5 protein-coding genes are annotated in these 20,188 nt (G+C 36.7%); 3 read left to right on the top strand and 2 right to left on the bottom strand.

Features of this window, described 5'->3' with window-relative positions; genetic code table 11:
- Positions 1-782: 782 nt before the first annotated feature.
- The gene (locus VB796_RS22765; protein WP_323348898.1) at positions 783-16,112 is read left to right on the top strand and encodes a hypothetical protein; all 15,330 of its coding nucleotides are present in this window, start codon (positions 783-785) and stop codon (positions 16,110-16,112) included.
- A gap of 72 nt (positions 16,113-16,184) precedes the next feature.
- Positions 16,185-17,147 carry a DUF6089 family protein gene (locus VB796_RS22760; RefSeq protein ID WP_323348897.1) on the top strand — a complete coding sequence of 321 codons (963 nt, stop codon included), beginning with the start codon at positions 16,185-16,187 and terminating at the stop codon, positions 17,145-17,147.
- A gap of 120 nt (positions 17,148-17,267) precedes the next feature.
- Here the strand turns inward: VB796_RS22760 and VB796_RS22755 are convergent, their stop codons facing one another.
- Positions 17,268-18,644, bottom strand: a complete 1,377-nt coding sequence (locus tag VB796_RS22755; protein WP_323348896.1) for a HAMP domain-containing sensor histidine kinase — start codon at positions 18,642-18,644, stop codon at positions 17,268-17,270.
- Positions 18,645-19,325, bottom strand: a complete 681-nt coding sequence (locus VB796_RS22750) for a response regulator transcription factor (protein ID WP_323348905.1) — start codon at positions 19,323-19,325, stop codon at positions 18,645-18,647.
- 549 nt (positions 19,326-19,874) lie between these two features.
- On the opposite strand from VB796_RS22750, the gene VB796_RS22745 reads away from it, so the two are divergent.
- Positions 19,875-20,188 (top strand): biotin/lipoyl-binding protein (locus VB796_RS22745; protein WP_323348895.1); only part of this gene is annotated, 314 nt, incomplete at its 3' end.

Genomic DNA, 20,188 nt, shown 5'->3' with positions numbered 1-20,188 from the left:
TTTATGGAACGTGTTAATTAAGCGTAGATAGTTTCGATTATAATTAAAGTGGATTTGTGTCAAATTCAAAATTGCAGCCAGCACTCAAAATCAGCCGATTAAGTATTGGGACAAAATGAAATACTATTTTAAAATGCTACTGTTGTTTTTTCAAAAAAGGTCTTCATTGTAATTAATCCTTGAAAAATTACTTATGCACTTGAATATCTGTGACTATTGGTACCTTTTTCGTCTAAGCTCAAAGGGGTTATAATTTGAGAAGTATTTATTATTTTGAAGAACCAGTACGGAGTGATTATTTAGGAGACTTATTGATAAAATCTACTTAACTATTTGGAATAAATTTCTTGTTTTCTACTTTTTAAATAGCTTTTATAAAAAAGATTGGAATAATATCATTAAGTTGTGTTTTTACACCAGTACAATTGTAAAAAAATAGAGTTTTACGACTGGATTGTCTATTACCATAATTAAAATTATCTCCATAAAATATCATAGGTTTTAAGTCATAAATAATATGAACAGATTATTTCTTCCTTAATTATGATATAATATTTATCCTTTCTCATTAGATTAACTGCCTGAGTAACCCCCAAAATTATGTGTTTCTAATTTTGCTGAGAGTTTAAAATTTCTATAAATATGTTTTAGAAGATTACGAGCAATTTTGGTGACATTTTTGTACATAAGTGATTCAAATAGGTTTTAATATCATCTATCAAGCCGCCAACTTTGAAATAATTCAAAAATATTTTTGAATTATTTCTATTACCCTCTTTTTTATGTTAAATATTTACAAGACAGTACATAATCGGATTAGTATTTTCAATTTGGTTGGAATATTTTTATTCCTTCTCATATCGGAGCCAAATATAAATGCTCAGGCTAAAGTTATTAAAACTTTAGAACCTGTTGATTCAATCAATACTCAACCTGTCAATTCTTCTTTATCAATTGTAGGAAATACTTCGATTTGTCTTGGGACAAAAACTAACCTTACATTAAGAGGTTCATGTTCTGGAACTATAATTTGGAAAACAACAAAGAATAATATTATTGGCAATGGTAGGATTATAAATATTTCACCAAAAATCACTACGAGTTATTTTGCAACTTGTAAAGTTGGAGATACAGAAAGTAAGCCATCAAATACGATTACTTTAAATGTTAATGTAGCCAAATTCAGCGGATTACCTAATACGCCCGCCAATTATGAAATAACGACTAAAGACCCTTTTTATCTTGGGGTTAAGTCTGCTAATACAACGCCTTTGCGTTGGAAACATGAAAGTAATATAGGAAATGAAACCCTTATTAAACCTACGGCTGACTCACAAACGTACTATGTAAGATATGAAGAACCTGAAAGCGGTTGCGTGAGTGCTTGGAAGCCTGTGACGGTTCGTTTAGTTGCTGAAAATAAGAATAATAACATACAAGAGGTTAAAAAGGGAGCTAAAATTGCTGCGAATACGCCAGCCTCATCATGTGCTTCAATGGCATCTTCGAGTGATGCACAATTGTGTAGTAACACTACATTTCCTGCTTTAGTAAACAATACTACTAATGGAGGGACAGCTTCAACTTCTTGGGGTTGTTTGAGAACACGCCCGAACCAATCTTGGTTTTACTTTATTCCGCTTACCTCTGGTTCTGTATCATTTGCTATCGGAAATACCGCAGGCGTTGATATTGATGGTGCTGTTTGGGGACCCGTTAATTCAGTAGCTGATGCTTGCGTTGCTACTCAAAGCACACCTTTATCTTGTGATTATACCACTTCTGCAAATGTTCCGCTTTCTATTGCTTCGGTAACTGCTGGAAAAGTTTATGTGATTGTTATCACCAACTATTCTAATAGAGCTACAACGGTTAATTTTCCTGCTAATTCGGGAACTGCTTCTATTGGTTGTTGTACACTAACAGGTTTGACGGCAAGTGCAACGGCAATCACCTGTAACGGTGGAACTTCCACTACAACCGTTAATTATACAGGAACACCAACAGGTACTGCCACTTATAGTAAAGACGGGGTTAATTATCAAGCAAGTAATGTATTTTCGGGATTAAATGCAGGTACCTATACTTTCTATGTAAAAGATAATTTTTGTACAAAATTTAATTCAATTACGATTAATCAACCAACAAGTATTTCGTTTGGTAGCCCAACCATTACAAACGTAACTTGTACAGGTAATAGCAATGGCAAAATAGTGGTGTCGGCATCGGGAGGAACAGGAAGTATTGGCTATTCAATTTCGCCAAGTGTTGGTTCTCAAAGTCCATCAGGAACGTTCAATAATCTTACTGCTGGCTCATATACGATTACAGCAACAGATGCGAATGGTTGTACGGCAACGACTACTGCCAATGTTTCAACAACTAATATTACGCCATCCGCTCCAACCGCTATTTCGGCAAGTCCTGCAACTATTTGTTCGGGACAAAGTTCAACGCTCTCTGCAAACTGTACAACGGGTACTTTAACGTGGTATAGTGATGTTAATTTGACGGCAATAATAACAAATACGGTTAGCCCATCAACCTCAACGACTTATTATGTTGCTTGTGTAACTGGTAGCGTTTGCAAAAGCACATCTGGCAATGTTACTGTAACCGTCAATCAAACACCAACGGCTCCGACTTCAATTTCCGCAAGTCCTTCCACGATTTGTTCGGGACAGAGTTCAACGCTTTCGGCAACTTGTGCAACAGGAACAACAACTTGGTACAGTAATGCTGCTTTAACATCCGTGATTGCAAGTCCAAGCCCTGCTACCCCTTCTAATACAACCACTTATTATGTAGCTTGTGTGAGTAGTGCAGGATGCAAAAGTTCTTCTGGAAGTGCTACTGTAACGGTAAATCCAACGCCAACGGCTCCAACTTCAGTTTCGGCAAGTCCTATGACTATTTGTTCGGGACAGAGTTCAACACTTTCGGCAAACTGTGCTACGGGAACAGTAACTTGGTACAGTAATGCGGGTTTAACAACTATTATTACAAGTCCAAGTCCAGCTACGCCCGCCATCACAACCACTTATTATGTAGCTTGTGTGAGTAGTGCAGGATGTAAAAGTACAGGTGGAAGTGTTACTGTAACGGTAAATCCAACGCCAACTACTCCAACTTCAGTTTCAGCAAGTCCTACGACTATTTGTTCGGGACAAAGTTCAACGCTTGGGGCAACTTGTGCAACAGGAACAACCACTTGGTATAGCGATGCCGCTTTAACTTCTGTGATTGCAAGCCCAAGTCCAGCTACGCCTTCTTCTACAACCACTTATTATGTAGCTTGTGTGAGTAGTGCAGGATGTAAAAGTACGGCAGGAAATGTAACGGTAACTGTCAATCCAACGCCAACAACTCCAACGGCTATTTCGGCAAGTCCTTCCACGATTTGTTCGGGACAAAGTTCAACGCTTTCCGCAACTTGTGCCACAGGAACAGTCACTTGGTACAGTAATGCAGGTTTAACAAGTATTATTGCAAGTCCAAGTCCAGCTACGCCTTCCACCACAACCACTTATTATGTTGCTTGCGTAAGTAGTGCAGGATGTAAAAGTTCTGGTGGAAATGTAACGATAACCGTTAATCAAACGCCGACTGCTCCAACTGCTATTTCGGCAAGTCCTGCCACAATTTGTTCGGGACAAAGTTCAACGCTTTCTGCAACTTGTGCGACGGGAACAACAACTTGGTATAGTGATGCAGCTCTAACAAATGTCGTTTCAAGTCCTGTAAGTCCAACTTCTACAACTACCTATTATGTGTCTTGTGTGAGCGGTGCGGGTTGTAAAAGTACATCTGGAAGTATAACCGTAACGGTAAATCCAACGCCGTCTGCACCAACTTCCATTTCGGCAAGTCCTTCCACTATTTGTTCGGGACAAAGTTCAACGCTTGGGGCAACTTGTGCAACAGGAGCAGTCACTTGGTACACTAATTCTGGTTTAACAAATGTCATCTCAAGTCCTGTAAGTCCAACTTCCACAACTACTTATTATGTGTCTTGTGTGAGTAATGCAGGATGTAAAAGTACCTCTGGAAATACAACCGTAACAGTTAATCCAACTCCGTCAGCACCAACCAACGCTATGGCAAGTCCTGCAACTATTTGTTCAGGGCAAAACTCAACGCTTTCAGCAACTTGTACAACGGGAACAGAAACATGGTATAGCGATGCAGCCTTAACGAATGTATTATCAAGTACAACTGTAAGCCCAACATCAAACACCTCATATTATGTATCATGTGTGAGTGTTGCAGGCTGTAAAAGCAGTTCTGTGAATGTTGGATTGGCAGTTAATCAAACACCATCTGCACCAACGGCTGTATCAGCAAGCCCTACAACAATTTGTTCGGGTCAAATTTCAACACTTTCTGCCACTTGTGTAACAGGAATTGCAACTTGGTACACAACTGCCGCATTAACAACCATTGTTTCTAATACAGTAAGTCCAAGTTCATCAACTTCTTATTATGTAGCCTGTGTGAGTAGTACAGGATGTAAAAGTAGTGCCATGAATGTTGGAATCACCGTTAATCCAACACCACCTTTACCAACTGTAAGTTCGGTACAATATTGTCAAGGAGCTACTCCGTCTCAACTTGTAGCGACAGGTTCATCAGGGGCAACACTTTTATGGTATAGTGTTCCCACTGGTGGTACAGGTTCAACAACAGCACCAACACCATCAACGGCTATTACGGGAACAACAAATTATTATGTTTCTCAAATGTTAAATACTTGTGAAACAGAAAGGGTTACTTTGGCAGTCGTTGTTAATCAAAACCCTTCTCTAAGTTTAACGGCTGGAAACATAACTTGTGCGGGAGCAGGCAAGGGTACAATTATTGCCAATACCACAGATGGAACACCTGCTTATACCTATTCAAAAGACAATGGTCTAACTTTTCAATCGGGAAATATATTTTCAGGCATTAATGCAGGAACGTATAATATTATTGCAAAAGATAGTAAAGGTTGTAGCAACACACAAAGTATCACAGTTACCCAAAGTGACCCAATCGTTCTTTTATCTGAAACAACAAATGATTGTACATTAGGAAACAACGGAATTATCAAGGTGTCAGGCTCTGGAGGAACAGCTCCATTGACCTACAATTTGAACGGTGGCACTTATGGAGCATCTACTGTTTTTTCAAATCTTAGCTCAGGCGTTTATACCATTGGAGTTCAAGATGCAAATGGATGTACATTAACCAGTAGTGTTTCGGTAAATTCTGTATCAGACCTGACGATAGCATTAGATAGTCAAAATGATTGTATTGTAGGTAATACAGGAAGTATTACTGTTGAAGGAAATGGAGGAACATCTCCATACAATTTCCGAATTAATGGAGGAACTTGGGGAGGAAATACATTTAATAGTTTGTCTGCTGGTACTTATACAATTGATGTTTTGGATGCAAGAAGTTGTATGAAAAGTTTAACCGTAACCATTACTGAAAACCCATCAGCACCTACAACCACCTCTCCAACACTTTGTCTTGGAGAAAGCACAACACTTTCTGGAACTTGTTTGTCTGGTATTATTAATTGGTATTCAGATGCTTCATTGACGACACCACTCACAACAACCACTGTAACACCAAGTGTAACAACCACGTATTATGCTACTTGCGAAATTGCGAGTATAGAATGTATAAGTTCTTCGTCCACTTCGATTGTTACTGTAAATCCAATTCCAACCGTAAATGTAGTTGCAAACCAAGTTTTATGTAAAGGGGCATTGAGTACCGCCGTAGCTTTCTCAGGAACTGACACAGGAACAATTTTTTCGTGGACAAATACCAATGCTAATATTGGCTTGGGAGCATCAGGAATTGGCGATATTCTTGCATTTACAAGTACCAATTCGGGAGTTGTTCCTATAAATGGAACAATTACGGTAACGCCAACTTTTACAAATAATGAAGTTACTTGTACAGGTTTACCAACAAATTTTACCATCACAGTAAATCCTGTTCCAACGGTAAATGACCTTACAAATATATCTGTATGTAATGCTTCAACAATTCCAGCCGTAAGTTTTTCAGGAACTGTTGCAAATACGGTCTATTCTTGGACAAATTCTAATACAAATATTGGTTTGGGAGCAAGCGGTACAGGAGATATCGCAACATTTAGTGCCACAAACTCAACGGCAAGTCCTATAACTGGTAACATCACAGTAACTCCTTCATTTACAAGTAGTAGCGTTACTTGTACAGGTTCAGCAAAAACTTTTGCCATTGCTGTCAATCCAACGCCAACCGTTAATGCAGTAGCCAATCAAACTTTATGCAATGGTTCATCGACTACCGCAATCAGTTTTACAGGGGCAGTTTCTGGAACGGTCTATTCTTGGACAAACACCAATGCAAATATTGGTTTAGTGGCGAGTGGTATCGGCAATATCGCAACTTTTAATGCTACAAATTCGGGGGTATTACCTATTTCAGGGACAATAACAATTACACCATCTTACACAAATAATGGCATTACGTGTACAGGAACTCCTCAAAATTTTACGATAACTGTCAATCCAACTCCAACAGTAAATCCAATTAGTAACCAGACATTATGTAACGGCTCGCCAACAACCGCCATTGGATTTACAGGAGCAGTTTCGGGAGCGACTTATTCTTGGACAAATACAAATTCAAATATAGGTTTAGCAGTAAGCGGAGCAGGAGACATTCCAATATTTAATGTTACCAATTCCAGTAATTTACCTATTTCTGGTACAATCTCTGTAATTCCTTCATTCACAAATAATGGGGTTGCTTGTACAGGAACTTCTCAAAATTTTACTATTACTGTTAATCCAATTCCAACGGTTAATTCTGTTTCAGAACAAACACTTTGTAATGGTTCAGCAACCACAACCGTGAATTTTACAGGAGCAGTTACAGGAACAAATTACTCTTGGACAAACACCAATTCAAGTATAGGTTTAGCAACAAGTGGGAGTGGGGATATTGCTACATTTACGGCAACAAATGCTACTAATGCTCCAATTTCTGGAACAATTACCGTAACGCCTACTTTTACAAACAACGGAGTAATTTGTACAGGTACTGCCAAAAATGTCGCCATAACTGTCAATCCAACACCCTCTGTTAATTCTATTTCAAACCAAACACTTTGTAATGGGGCGGCAACCACAGCCGTAAATTTCACAGGAGCAGTTACGGGAACAACTTATGCTTGGACAAACACCAATGCAAGTATTGGTTTAGTCACGAGTGGAAGTGGGGATATTTCAACATTTACCGCCACAAATGCTACTAACGCTCCAATTTCTGGGACAATAACCGTAACACCTTCATTTACAAATAACGGAGTTACTTGTACGGGGGCATCTCAAAATTTCACCATAACGGTCAATCCAATTCCAACAGTTAATACCATTACTAACAATACTTTATGTCATGGTACATCAACGACCGCTATCAATTTTACAGGAAATGTAAGTAATACGGTTTATTCGTGGGCAAATACAAATTCAAGTATTGGATTGGATGCAAATGGAACAGGAAATATTTTACCATTTACTGCCATTAATAGTGGTACAACTGTAAGTACAGGAACAATTACGGTAACGCCGTCATTCACTAACAATGGGGTAAGTTGTGTTGGGACACCGAAAAATTTTACTATTTCAGTGAATCCAATTCCAAGCGTGAATGCAATTTCAGACCAACTTATTTGTAATAATTCAGCAACCACAGCAGTAAATTTTTCTGGAACAGTTGCAGGAACATCTTATGATTGGACAAATACAAACACAAATATTGGTTTAGCGGCAAGTGGAAGTGGAAACATTGCATCGTTTACCGCCCAAAACTCAACAAATTCACCAATTTCTGGCACGATAACAGTAGTACCCAACTTTACCAATAATGGGGTAACTTGTACGAATACGTCTCAAAGTTTCAATATTGCCGTTAATCCAACCCCAACAGTTAATAGTATTGCCAATCAATCTTTATGTAATGGAGTTTCAACATCAGCCGTTAGTTTTACGGGTAGTGTTGCAGGAACAGTTTACAGTTGGACAAACTCCGATGCAGGTATCGGCTTATCGACAAGCGGTACAGGTGACATTCCTGCTTTTACGATTACAAATACAGGCTCTTCTTCTATTTTAGGGACAATAACGGTAACTCCTTCGTATTCAAATAATGGACTTACCTGTGTAGGAGTTGCAAAGGCATTCACAATTTCTGCAAATCCAATTCCCAAAGCAACAATAACGCCCGATGTAATTAATATTTGTAGTGGTGATAATGTGTCTTTAAGCATAACAGATGAGAAGGCGGTTTCAGGTTCAACAAGTTATACTTGGAGTAGAGATAATACGTCAAACCTTACAGGGCTTCCAGGTGTAGGAAGTGTTACGGCGATAAGTGGTATTGTAACAAATGTTACTTCATCAACACAAATTAGCGTAATCATCGCAAATGTGACATCACAATTTGGGTGTAGCAGTATGGGGATTGCAAAAATAGCAGTGACCCCTCCATTACTGATAACAATTTCTGGTAATACCTTTTTTTGTGGAACAGGTCAAATAAATAAATTTACAACCCTTACGGCATCTCCTGTTGGAGGAACAGGCTCATATTCTTATCAATGGAAATTGAATGGAACGGCAATTTCTGGAGCAACAAATTCAACGTATGATGCTTCGAGTGCAGGGAATTATACGGTTACAGTTGTTTCTGAGTTTTGTACTAAAACTTCAAATACAATTACAGTTAACGACCCCTATAATTTATCAGCACAACCAACAGTATCACCATCATCTTCAGCAATATGTGGCAGCGGAACGGTTAGTCTTACCGCAAGTAGTACCTCAACTTTGGGAACATTTAATTGGTATAATACGCCTACAAGCCTTAGTTCACTTTCTCCAACTTCTGGGATTCGAAATGAAGTGTATAATACGCCAACGTTAAGTTCTTCTCAAACATATTATGTTGCCCGAATTTATTCGGTAGTAGGTTCAGTACCTTTAATTTCTTGTGAAACAGATAGAACTTCTGTCAGTATTACCGTAAATTCAACGCCAACAACACCAGTTGTATCTGGTTCGGTTATCATTTGCAAGGGAGGAAATACAGATCTAATTTTAACCTCAGGTTGCACTGGAACAATTACGTGGAAAAATGCAACCACTAATGCAGTTGTAGGAACAGGAAGCCCATTAAATGTATCTCCAACCGTTACAACTGGGTACAATGCGACTTGTTCTGAAAACGGTTGTATAAGTAATAATTCAAATACGGTAACAGTAACTGTATCAAATATAACGCTAACAGCAACCCCTACAAATCTTACTTGTAAATCAAATACTTCTGGGCAAATAACCTTAACGGCAACAGGAGGAACTTCGGCTTATACCTATTCAAAAGATGGAACAAACTTTCAAAATGGAAATACCTTTACAGGTCTTTCAGCAGGAAATTATACATTGACGGTTAAGGATGCTAATGCTTGTTCAGCGATGACCACAGTAACTTTAACCGAACCTGCGGTTTTGGCACTTTCGGCAACACCTACAAATCTTACTTGTAAATCAAATGCTACGGGGCAAATTACTTTGACCGCTTCGGGAGGAACATCTGCTTATACCTACTCAAAAGATGGGACGAACTTTCAAAATTCAAATACCTTCACAGGACTTTCAGCAGGAAATTATACTTTGACGGTTAAAGATGCTAATGTTTGTTCATTGACTACCACAGTAACTTTAACTGAACCTAATACCCTGACTTTATCAGCGGGTCAGGTTAATTTAATTTGTAAGTCAAATGCTTCGGGGCAAATAACCTTAACGGCAACAGGAGGAACTTCGGCTTATACCTATTCAAAAGATGGAACAAATTTTCAAAATGGAAATGTCTTTACAGGATTTTCAGCAGGCAATTATACTTTGACGGTTAAGGATGCTAATGCTTGTTCAGCGACGACCACCGTAACTTTAACTGAACCTGCGGTTTTAAGTTTATCAGCGAGTCAAGTTAATTTAACGTGTAAGTCAAATGCTTCGGGGCAAATAACCTTAACGGCAACAGGAGGAACTTCGGCTTATACCTACTCAATTGATGGAACGACTTTCCAAAATTCAAATGTCTTCACGGGACTTTCAGCAGGAAATTATACATTGACGGTTAAAGATGCCAATGTCTGTTCAGCGACGACCACCGTAACTTTAACTGAACCTGCGGTTTTAAGTTTATCAGCGAGTCAAGTTAATTTAACTTGTAAGTCAAACGCTTCGGGGCAAATAACCTTAACGGCAACAGGAGGAACTTCGGCTTATACCTACTCAATTGATGGAACGACTTTCCAAAATTCAAATGTCTTCACGGGACTTTCAGCAGGCAATTATACATTGACGGTTAAAGATGCGAATGCCTGTTCAGCGACGACCACGGTAACATTAACTGAACCTATGGTTTTAAGTTTATCAGCCAATCAAGTTAATTTAACTTGTAAATCAAATGCTTCGGGGCAAATTGCCTTAACGGCAACAGGAGGAACGTCGGCTTTTACCTATTCAATTGATGGAACAAACTTTCAAAATTCAAATACCTTCACAGGTCTTTCAGTAGGAAATTATACATTGACGGTTAAAGATGCGAATGCCTGTTCAGCGACGACAAGCGTAATTTTAACTGAACCTGCGGTTTTAAGTTTATCAGCGAGTCAAGTTAATTTAACTTGTAAATCAAATGCTTCGGGACAAATAACCTTAACGGCAACAGGAGGAACTTCGGCTTATACCTACTCAATTGATGGAACAAACTTTCAAAGTGGAAATACATTCACGGGACTTTCAGCAGGCAATTATACATTGACGGTTAAGGATGCCAATGCCTGTTCAGCGACGACAATGGTAACTTTAACTGAACCTGCGGTTTTAAGTTTATCAGCCAATCAGGTTAATTTAACTTGTAAATCAAACGCTTCTGGGCAAATAACATTAACGGCAACAGGAGGAACTTCGGCTTATACCTACTCAATTGATGGAACAAACTTTCAAAATGGAAATACCTTCACAGGACTTTCAGCAGGAAATTATACATTGACGGTTAAAGATGCCAATACCTGTTCAGCGACTACAAGCGTAACTTTAACTGAACCTAATACCCTGACTTTATCAGCGAGTCAAGTTAATCTTACTTGTAAATCAAATGCTTCGGGACAGATAACTTTGACCGCTTCGGGAGGAACATCTGCCTATTCGTACTCAATTGATGGAACAAACTTTCAAAATTCAAATACCTTCACAGGACTTTCAGCAGGAAATTATACATTGACGGTTAAAGATGCCAATACCTGTTCAGCGACTACAAGCGTAACTTTAACTGAACCTAATACCCTGACTTTATCAGCGAGTCAAGTTAATCTTACTTGTAAATCAAATGCTTCGGGACAGATAACTTTGACCGCTTCGGGAGGAACATCTGCCTATTCGTACTCAATTGATGGAACAAACTTTCAAAATTCAAATACCTTCACAGGTCTTTCAGCAGGAAATTATACTTTGACGGTTAAAGATGCCAATACCTGTTCAGCGACTACAAGCGTAACTTTAACTGAACCTGCAGTTTTAAGTTTATCAGCCAATCAAGTTAATTTAACTTGTAAATCAAATGCTTCGGGGCAAATAACCTTAACGGCAACAGGAGGAACTTCGGCTTATACCTACTCAATTGATGGAACAAACTTTCAAAGTGGAAATACCTTCACAAGTCTTTCATCAGGTAATTATACATTGACGGTTAAAGATGCGAATGCTTGTTCAGCAACGACCACAGTAACTTTAACAGAACCTAATACCCTGACTTTATCAGCGGGTCGAGTTAATTTAACTTGTAAAGCAAATGCTTCGGGACAGATAACTTTGACCGCTTCGGGAGGAACATCTGCTTATACCTACTCAATTGATGGAACAAATTTTCAAAGTGGAAATGTCTTCACGGGACTTTCAGCAGGCAATTATACATTGACTGTTAAAGATGCTAATGCTTGTTCAGCGACTACCACAGTAACTTTAACTGAACCTGCGGTTTTAAGTTTATCAGCGAGTCAAGTTAATTTAACGTGTAAGTCAAATGCTTCGGGGCAAATAACTTTGACCGCTTCGGGAGGAACTTCTGCCTATTCGTACTCAATTGATGGAACTAACTTTCAAAGTGGAAATACTTTTACAGGACTTTCAGCAGGCAATTATACTTTGACGGTTAAGGATGCGAATGCCTGTTCAGCGACGACCACAGTAACTTTAACTGAACCTGCGGTCTTAAGTTTATCAGCGAGTCAAGTTAATTTAACTTGTAAGTCAAATGCTTCGGGGCAAATTGCCTTAACGGCAACAGGAGGAACTTCGACTTATACCTACTCAATTGATGGAACGACTTTCCAAAGCTCAAATACCTTCACGGGACTTTCAGCAGGAAATTATACATTGACGGTTAAAGATGCCAATGCTTGTTCAGCGACTACAATGGTAACTTTAGCTGAACCTGCGGTTTTAAGTTTATCAGCCAATCAAGTTAATTTAACTTGTAAAGCAAATGCTTCGGGGCAAATTACTTTGACCGCTTCGGGAGGAACATCTGCCTATTCGTACTCAATTGATGGAACTAACTTTCAAAGTGGAAATACTTTTACAGGACTTTCAGCAGGCAATTATACACTGACTGTTAAAGATGCCAATGCTTGTTCGGCTACTACCACAGTAACTTTAACCGAACCCAATACGCTGACTTTATCAGCGAGTCAAGTTAATCTTACTTGTAAATCAAATGCTTCTGGGCAAATAACCTTAACGCCAACTGGAGGAACTTCGGCTTTTACCTACTCAATTGATGGAACGACTTTCCAAAGTGGAAATACCTTCACAGGTCTTTCAGCAGGTAATTATACATTGACGGTTAAAGATGCGAATGCTTGTTCAGTGACTACAATGGTAACTTTAACTGAACCTGCGGTTTTGGCACTTTCGGCAATACCTACAAATCTTACTTGTAAATCAAATGCTTCTGGGCAAATAACCTTAACGGCAACAGGAGGAACTACTGCCTATTCATACTCAATTGATGGAACGACTTTCCAAAATTCAAATGTCTTCACAGGACTTTCAGCAGGCAATTATACACTGACGGTTAAAGATGCGAATGCCTGTTCAGCAACGATAACGGTAACTTTAACTGAACCTGCGGTTTTAAGTTTATCAGCGAATCAGGTTAATTTAACTTGTAAGTCAAATGCTTCTGGGCAAATAACCTTAACGGCAACAGGAGGAACTTCGGCTTATACCTACTCAAAAGACGGAACAAATTTTCAAAGTGGAAATACCTTCACAGGTCTTTCAGCAGGAAATTATACATTGACGGTTAAAGATGCCAATGCCTGTTCAGCGACGACCACAGTAACTTTAACAGAACCTGCGGTTTTGGCACTTTCAGCAACCCCTACAAATCTTACTTGTAAATCAAATACTTCTGGGCAAATAACCTTAACGCCAACAGGAGGAACTTCTGCTTATACCTACTCAATCGATGGTACAAACTTTCAAAATTCAAATACTTTCACAGGACTTTCAGCAGGAAATTATACATTGACAGTTAAGGATGCGAATGCTTGTTCAGCAACGACTGCGACGGTTATAGCTGATGGAAAAGCTATTTTACCACCAAGTGTTTCGGGAGATATTTCTGTTTGTTTGGGCAGTCCGCTTTCATTATCAAATATTAGCTCTGATAATGCCAATAAATTACTTTGGTATGATAATAATGTTCTTGTTTCAGCACCATTAGCAAATACTATTGGCAAAAAGACTTACTTCGTTAGTCAACTTTCTCCAGAGGGTTGTGAGAGTGCAAAGGCTTCTGTAAATATCATTGTTAGGGATTGTACTCCAGCTGTTTTTGACCTTGCATTACGTAAAACCATTGCTGACACTAATAAAACTTATAAGCCTAATGATATTATCACTTTCAATGTTATCATCGTCAATCAGGGTGATGTAAAAGCGTATAATATTGATGTAATTGATTATATCCCACAAGGAATGTCATTTATTGGTAATAATAGTAAATGGACTCAAAGTGACGTAAATGCTATCAGTAGAATTGATAGTTTATCAGCAAAAGACAGCCTTACGCTGAAAATTTCGATGCGGGTAAATCTTGATGCACAAAATGGAAATTTACTAAATAAGGCTGAAATATTTGGAGCTGATTTAGACAAATCAGGTAAAATCCATGTCACTTCGGATATTGATAGTCGTTTTGATAAAAACCCTAATAATGATATTGGAGGTAAAGAAAACTCGCCAACCGATAATGTTATCTGGGGTGATGGTGATGGAAGATTTGACATCGTTGGAGGCATTGACCCGAAACATGACGAAGATGATGAAGACCCTGCCTTAATTACGATTTTTGATAGCGGATGTTTTGATTTGGCATTGCGTAAACAGCTTATTTCAAGCCCAGTAACAGCGATGTACTTACCAAATGATTCGTTACGTTTTGAAATAACTGTATTTAATCAATGTAAAACTCAAAAGGCTTATCATATCGATGTGGTCGATTATCTTCCTAAAGAAACGTCATTCATTAAAACCACAACAATCAATCAGCAATGGATTTCTTCGATTGACACTTTATTTTCAATCAACAAAACCATTATTTCAATTGATACTAATGCCGTAACTCGAATAGATAGTTTAGCAGGTGGCGATAGTACCAAATTTGAAATTACGCTTAAAATCAAACCCAATGCTTTACAGGGAGCTTATATCAATAAAGCTGAGATATTTAAAACCACGCTTGATAAAGCAGGAAAGTATATCCTAACAAGCGATTATGATAGTCGTTATGACAAAAATCCAAATAATGATATTGGCGGTAAAGAAAATTCGCCAACAGATAATGTTATTTTGGGTGATGGCGATGGAAGATACGATGTTGTAAGTGGAGTTGACCCGAAACACGATGAAGACGACGAAGACCCAGCCATGTTCGTCATTGGTAGTATCGATTGTTTGGTTGCCTCGGTAGATTCTGTGCAAGGAAATAAATGGTTTAATCTGTATGATAAATATGGCAGGCTTTATGCTTCAGTTAATCCGAATGGACAAAATTTAGGACAAGTAACCTTACAAATTAGACATTATGGCAATGGTGCTCCAAAAATTCCTATTACTTTGTTTGGTACACAATTAATGAGCCGTTACTATAATATCAAAAGCTCTTTGAAGGATTCATTTGATGTAGCTGTTTCTGTAAGAACATATTACTTAAATACAGAATTTAACGATTATAAAAAAGCAACAAACTTACCATTACTCACCATAAACGATTTTAATATCGTTCATTATGAAGGAGTTAGAGAAAACTGTGGTTTTGAAGATAACGATAATTTTACAAACGGAATAAGTGAAGTTCTTTACAAGAATATCATTGGTAAAACATTCACGCCTGAAAGTTTTTATTTAGAGTTTAATCTAACACATTTCTCAGAACTCGGAGCAACGGCAAATAAATATGCAACCGCAATTGTTTATGATGTTAATAAAAGAGATGAAAAATCAGCCATTGTTACTTGGGAAACTGACATTGAAATACGTAGTAATTATTTTATCATTGAAAGAAGTAAAGACTGCGTACACTTTGAAGAAATAGGTAGAGTAACAGCAGTTGGTACAGGAAATAAATACGAATTTATTGACAATTTTCCGATGGGAGGTATAAATTGTTACAGAATAATATATATTGATAAAGATGGAACTCGTAAAGTTTTTGACCCTAAACAAGTTGAATTTGACAATTTGATTCAATGTTCAGTCTTTCCCAATCCACTATTAAGTTTTCCAGATTTTAATCTATACTTTAAAAATATAGAAGTAAAAGAAATCAAAATTTATAATGTACTTGGGCAAAATATCAGTTTTGACTATAGCATCAAAGAAACAGGACTGTATAAAATCAGTACCATGACCCCTCTACATCATACAGGATTTGTGGTTATTTATGATGATAAAGGAAATCGTTGTGTTGTAAAAGTACAGTCAAAATACTAAAACAAATTGGCAATTACTCATACAAATTATCACTTCAATATGATGATTTGGGTAATTGCCAACCTATAATTTATGAAAAAAAACATTCTCATATTTTTCTTTTTTACACAGCTAAGTACATTCGCTCAACGTCAGAATTTAATACCTGCATACAATCGTTTTGATAAAAACTTATCCATTGATTTAGGCTTCGGTACTGCTCATTATTTAGGAGATATTCACCCAGCTAATAACGTTTATTCTTATATTTCAACAGTTAGATGGAATGTAACATCGGGGGTAACATATCAATTTTCGCCGCTTTTCTCTGCAAGACTTGGTATATCGTGGATTCGTATTTCTGCCAATGATTTTACTTTTGCTGGTAAGAATATGGCAGCTAATCCACAGTCAGATGCTTATGATTTACAATTTTTAAGAAATTTACATTTTAGAAATGACCTGAAGGAAGCTTCTTTGGTTGGAACATTGAACTTAAAAAACGGATTTAGCAATCGTAGGAGTAATCGCCCAGAAGTAATGCCGTATGTATTAGCAGGAGTGGTAATTTTTAGTAGTTCAGCTCAGGCAAGAGATAAATTTGATGCAAGCACCAATCAAATTGGAGCATGGACGGATGTTAATATTTCCAATATAAAACCATCTATCAAGTTAGGGATTCCATTAGGTTTTGGAATCAGAAAAAAGATTAGCAATAATTTCGATATTGTTGCAGAAGTTGCTTACAGAATCACTGTAACTGATGCTTTAGATGACATCGTGAATATGCCATATCAGGCAACATTAAACACTTTTGAAAACCGTAGTACAGAAGTATTTAATGCCTATTCAGGAGAAAGTAGAGCAGAAAATTTTAATATAATCAGTAATCGACAAGGTTTTTCAACTTATAATGGCACTGCCCAAAATTTACCCCCAACCATCGGTTATCCTAATCCTATACCTCAGCGTGGAGAGACAGGAAACGATGCTTATTGGACAACCAGTTTTAAACTAAGATACTATTTTAATAAAAGGATTTTTTGTCCAAGATAAAGCTTAACTTCTCCAAAAATCTTTAGTAAAATACTGTTTTGCTTTGTTTTGGGTCAAATATTAAAAGAAAACAACCTACTACTGAGTATTATGTTTAAAATGAGCCATTACTCCATTATCTCAAGGCTGATTTGGAAAGGAAATACTAAACATTGTTCCCTTATTAACTTCAGAATTAATTGTTATCCTACCCTGATGTACTTTTATAATTCTATCTACTAAGGATAGACCGATACCGTAACCTTTTATAACTGTTGATTTATCAGAACGATAAAAGGGTTGAAAAATACTCTTTAGTTCATCATCACTTATTCCTACACCTTCATCCAAAATCGTAATAGTTTTAGATTCGATGCCTGCGATAAGCGTCAATGTTACTTTATGATTAGAGGAAAATTTACACGCATTTTCGGCTAAGTTTAATATTGCAGTTTGTAATAAAGCATGGTTTCCATTTATACATAAATATTCAGACTCTTCAGGTAATGAGTTAAACTCTATATTAATTTGGTATTTGGGGTTATTATTCAATAAAATCCTTCGAGTTTCCCAAAGCATATCATCTAAACGTATAGAATCCACCAAAAGTGCTTTTGAATCAAAATTTGATCGGGATAGCTTAAGTAAGTTTTGTGTAAGTTCTATTAAATCCACAACGTCCTCTAATACAGAGGCAATCGTTTTTTGATATTCATCTTGGTTACGTTGCTTAAACAAACTAACTTCCAATTGAGAAGATATTCGAGTTAATGGATTTTGAAGTTCATGAGAGACATTAGAGATAAAAGTCTGTTGAAGCTTAATGCCATCTTCAACCCTTTCTAAAAGTTGATTGATAATTTTACATAGGTTTCCTATTTCATCATTTTCCTGAAAGGTAGTTAGTCGTCTCTCTAAGTTTTGTGGAAAAACTAAATTTAATTCTTTTCCAATTCGTATTATTGGTTTGAGCGTTTTTCGAGTATAAAACCAACCTATGACAAATATTAAAATGAAAGATAAAATACTCAATGCAAAAATATTCCACCGCAATTGTTTTAAAAAACTATCACCATTGTCGTTTTTTGCAAGGGCTATGACCATATAACGTTGAGTTGCAGTTTCATGTAAAATGCCGACCGCATCAAATTCATCAACAGTAAATTTATAATTTCTGAATAATTTAATCTCATTAAGAATTTTTGTATCAATCCTGATTGGCGTTACTTTGTTAAAAGAGAATATTTTCCTATACTGAAGATTAAAAATTTGTATTTCTTCATAGGGCATTAAATCCTTACGATTACTTAACAACCTTTTGAGAACGTCTAAATCTTCTTTATCTTCGATGGTTTGAGATAGCCAAGAAACAACTGTTTCAGCTCTATTATTAAGCCTTCTATAAAAGTTTTTTTGAATAAAATAATCCGTATAAAAATAAATGGAAATCAATGCAACAAATAATATTGTTGAGACAACACTTCCAAAACTCAATGTTTGTTTCTCCTGTAAGGTCATTTAATCCTCTTCTTTTAATACATAACCCATCCCAAATACAGTGTGTATTAGTTTTTTACTAAAGTCTTTATCTATTTTTTTTCGTAAATAATTGATATATACTTCAATGTAGTTTGTCCCTTTATCAATATTAACGTCCCAAACATCCTCTGCAATCTGGACTTTGGACATAACTCTTCCTTGGTTTCTAAGAAAATATTCTAATAGTCTAAATTCTAAGGCAGTTAGTTCAATGATTCTATTCTGTCTCTTCACTATTTTAGCATCTAAATCAACTTCTAAATCTGAAAAAATCAAGCTTTGAGTCGTAACTCTAACATCATTCCTTCTCTTGGTCAATGACCTAACTCTTGCAAGAAGTTCTGCAAATTGAAAAGGTTTCTCTAAATATTGGTCAGCACCAGCATCAAAACCCGCTATTTTATCTCTTGACTCACATAATGCTGAAAGTATTAATATAGGAGTTTGTAAGCCCAAAGCTCTTAATTCATAAGTTAATACTTGACCATTAATACCAGGAATAATAATATCTGTGATTATGCACGCATACGAATTTCGAAGTGCCAATTGTTTGGCTATTAATCCATCATAAGCTATATCAACTTCATAGAAATTCTCCTCTAAGCCCTGCTGAATTGCTTGAAGTGTTTTATACTCATCTTCTACCACTAATATTTTCATTTTATCAATTGCATTTAAAATTCTCAAATAAACACCTTTTTATTTTAATTCTTATCATTCTAATTAATTTCTAATTTTTAACTAACGGTTTACTAAGAACTCTACTCTCTTTATTAGATTATTTCAGGACTACGTTTATTTAAAATGTATGGATTTACAAGATGAATGACATTCGCTTGTGAGTTTCAATTTAAAGACTATATCGGTACTATCATTGGGAAAATAATATCTTTTTTCTGAATTAATTTGGGAAGATTTAATCCTTCAGGATAAAAAAAATAATCTATAATTTTTTCAAGATATATAACGAGTTAGCACTTTTATCAACCTACTTAACATAAAACACTTTTTGCTTTAAGATATTTTCCTATTATTATTTTAATATACAAATTAAAGCACACACCTATGCTTTCTAATGAGTTTCTAATCGCATTCAAAGCCCTTTCTAAATATTGAGTTATTCCTTTGTCAAACTGTTTTAATAAATCTATTCTTATAAAGAATTCCCCAAAACAGTATTAACTCATCAAAATTCATGATTAACAAAGTATGAAAATTCCAATATTAAGTATACTAATAACCTTGTTTTTACTGTCATGTTCAACAAAAGCCCAACAAGAGAAACAGGTTGCAGAGAGTTTTCCTGTCACCTCTCCCATCAAGATAGACACCACTTTGCACACTGATTATGTGGCCGAAATCAATGCGGTACAGAATGTAGAAATCCGAGCCAGAGTAAAAGGGTATCTTGATAAAGTTTTTATTGATGAAGGTAAAAATGTCAAGCAAGGACAGGTTTTATTCAGCATTAATAATCCAGAATTGAAAGAGCAAGCTATCAAAGCAGGAGCCATATTGCGAAG

The organism is Arcicella sp. LKC2W (assembly GCF_034931005.1).
Taxonomy (GTDB): Bacteria; Bacteroidota; Bacteroidia; order Cytophagales; family Spirosomataceae; genus Arcicella.
The sequence above is the reverse complement of the archived record's forward strand: the minus strand, read 5'-3'. Positions and strand labels throughout refer to the sequence as shown.

Bases quoted from the DNA above. Each gene is read 5' to 3' on its own strand.
- VB796_RS22765 (WP_323348898.1), top strand. From the start codon at position 783: ATGTTAAATATTTACAAGACAGTACATAATCGGATTAGTATTTTCAAT.
- VB796_RS22760 (WP_323348897.1), top strand. From the start codon at position 16,185: ATGAAAAAAAACATTCTCATATTTTTCTTTTTTACACAGCTAAGTACA.
- VB796_RS22755 (WP_323348896.1), bottom strand. From the start codon at position 18,644: ATGACCTTACAGGAGAAACAAACATTGAGTTTTGGAAGTGTTGTCTCA.
- VB796_RS22750 (WP_323348905.1), bottom strand. From the start codon at position 19,325: ATGAAAATATTAGTGGTAGAAGATGAGTATAAAACACTTCAAGCAATT.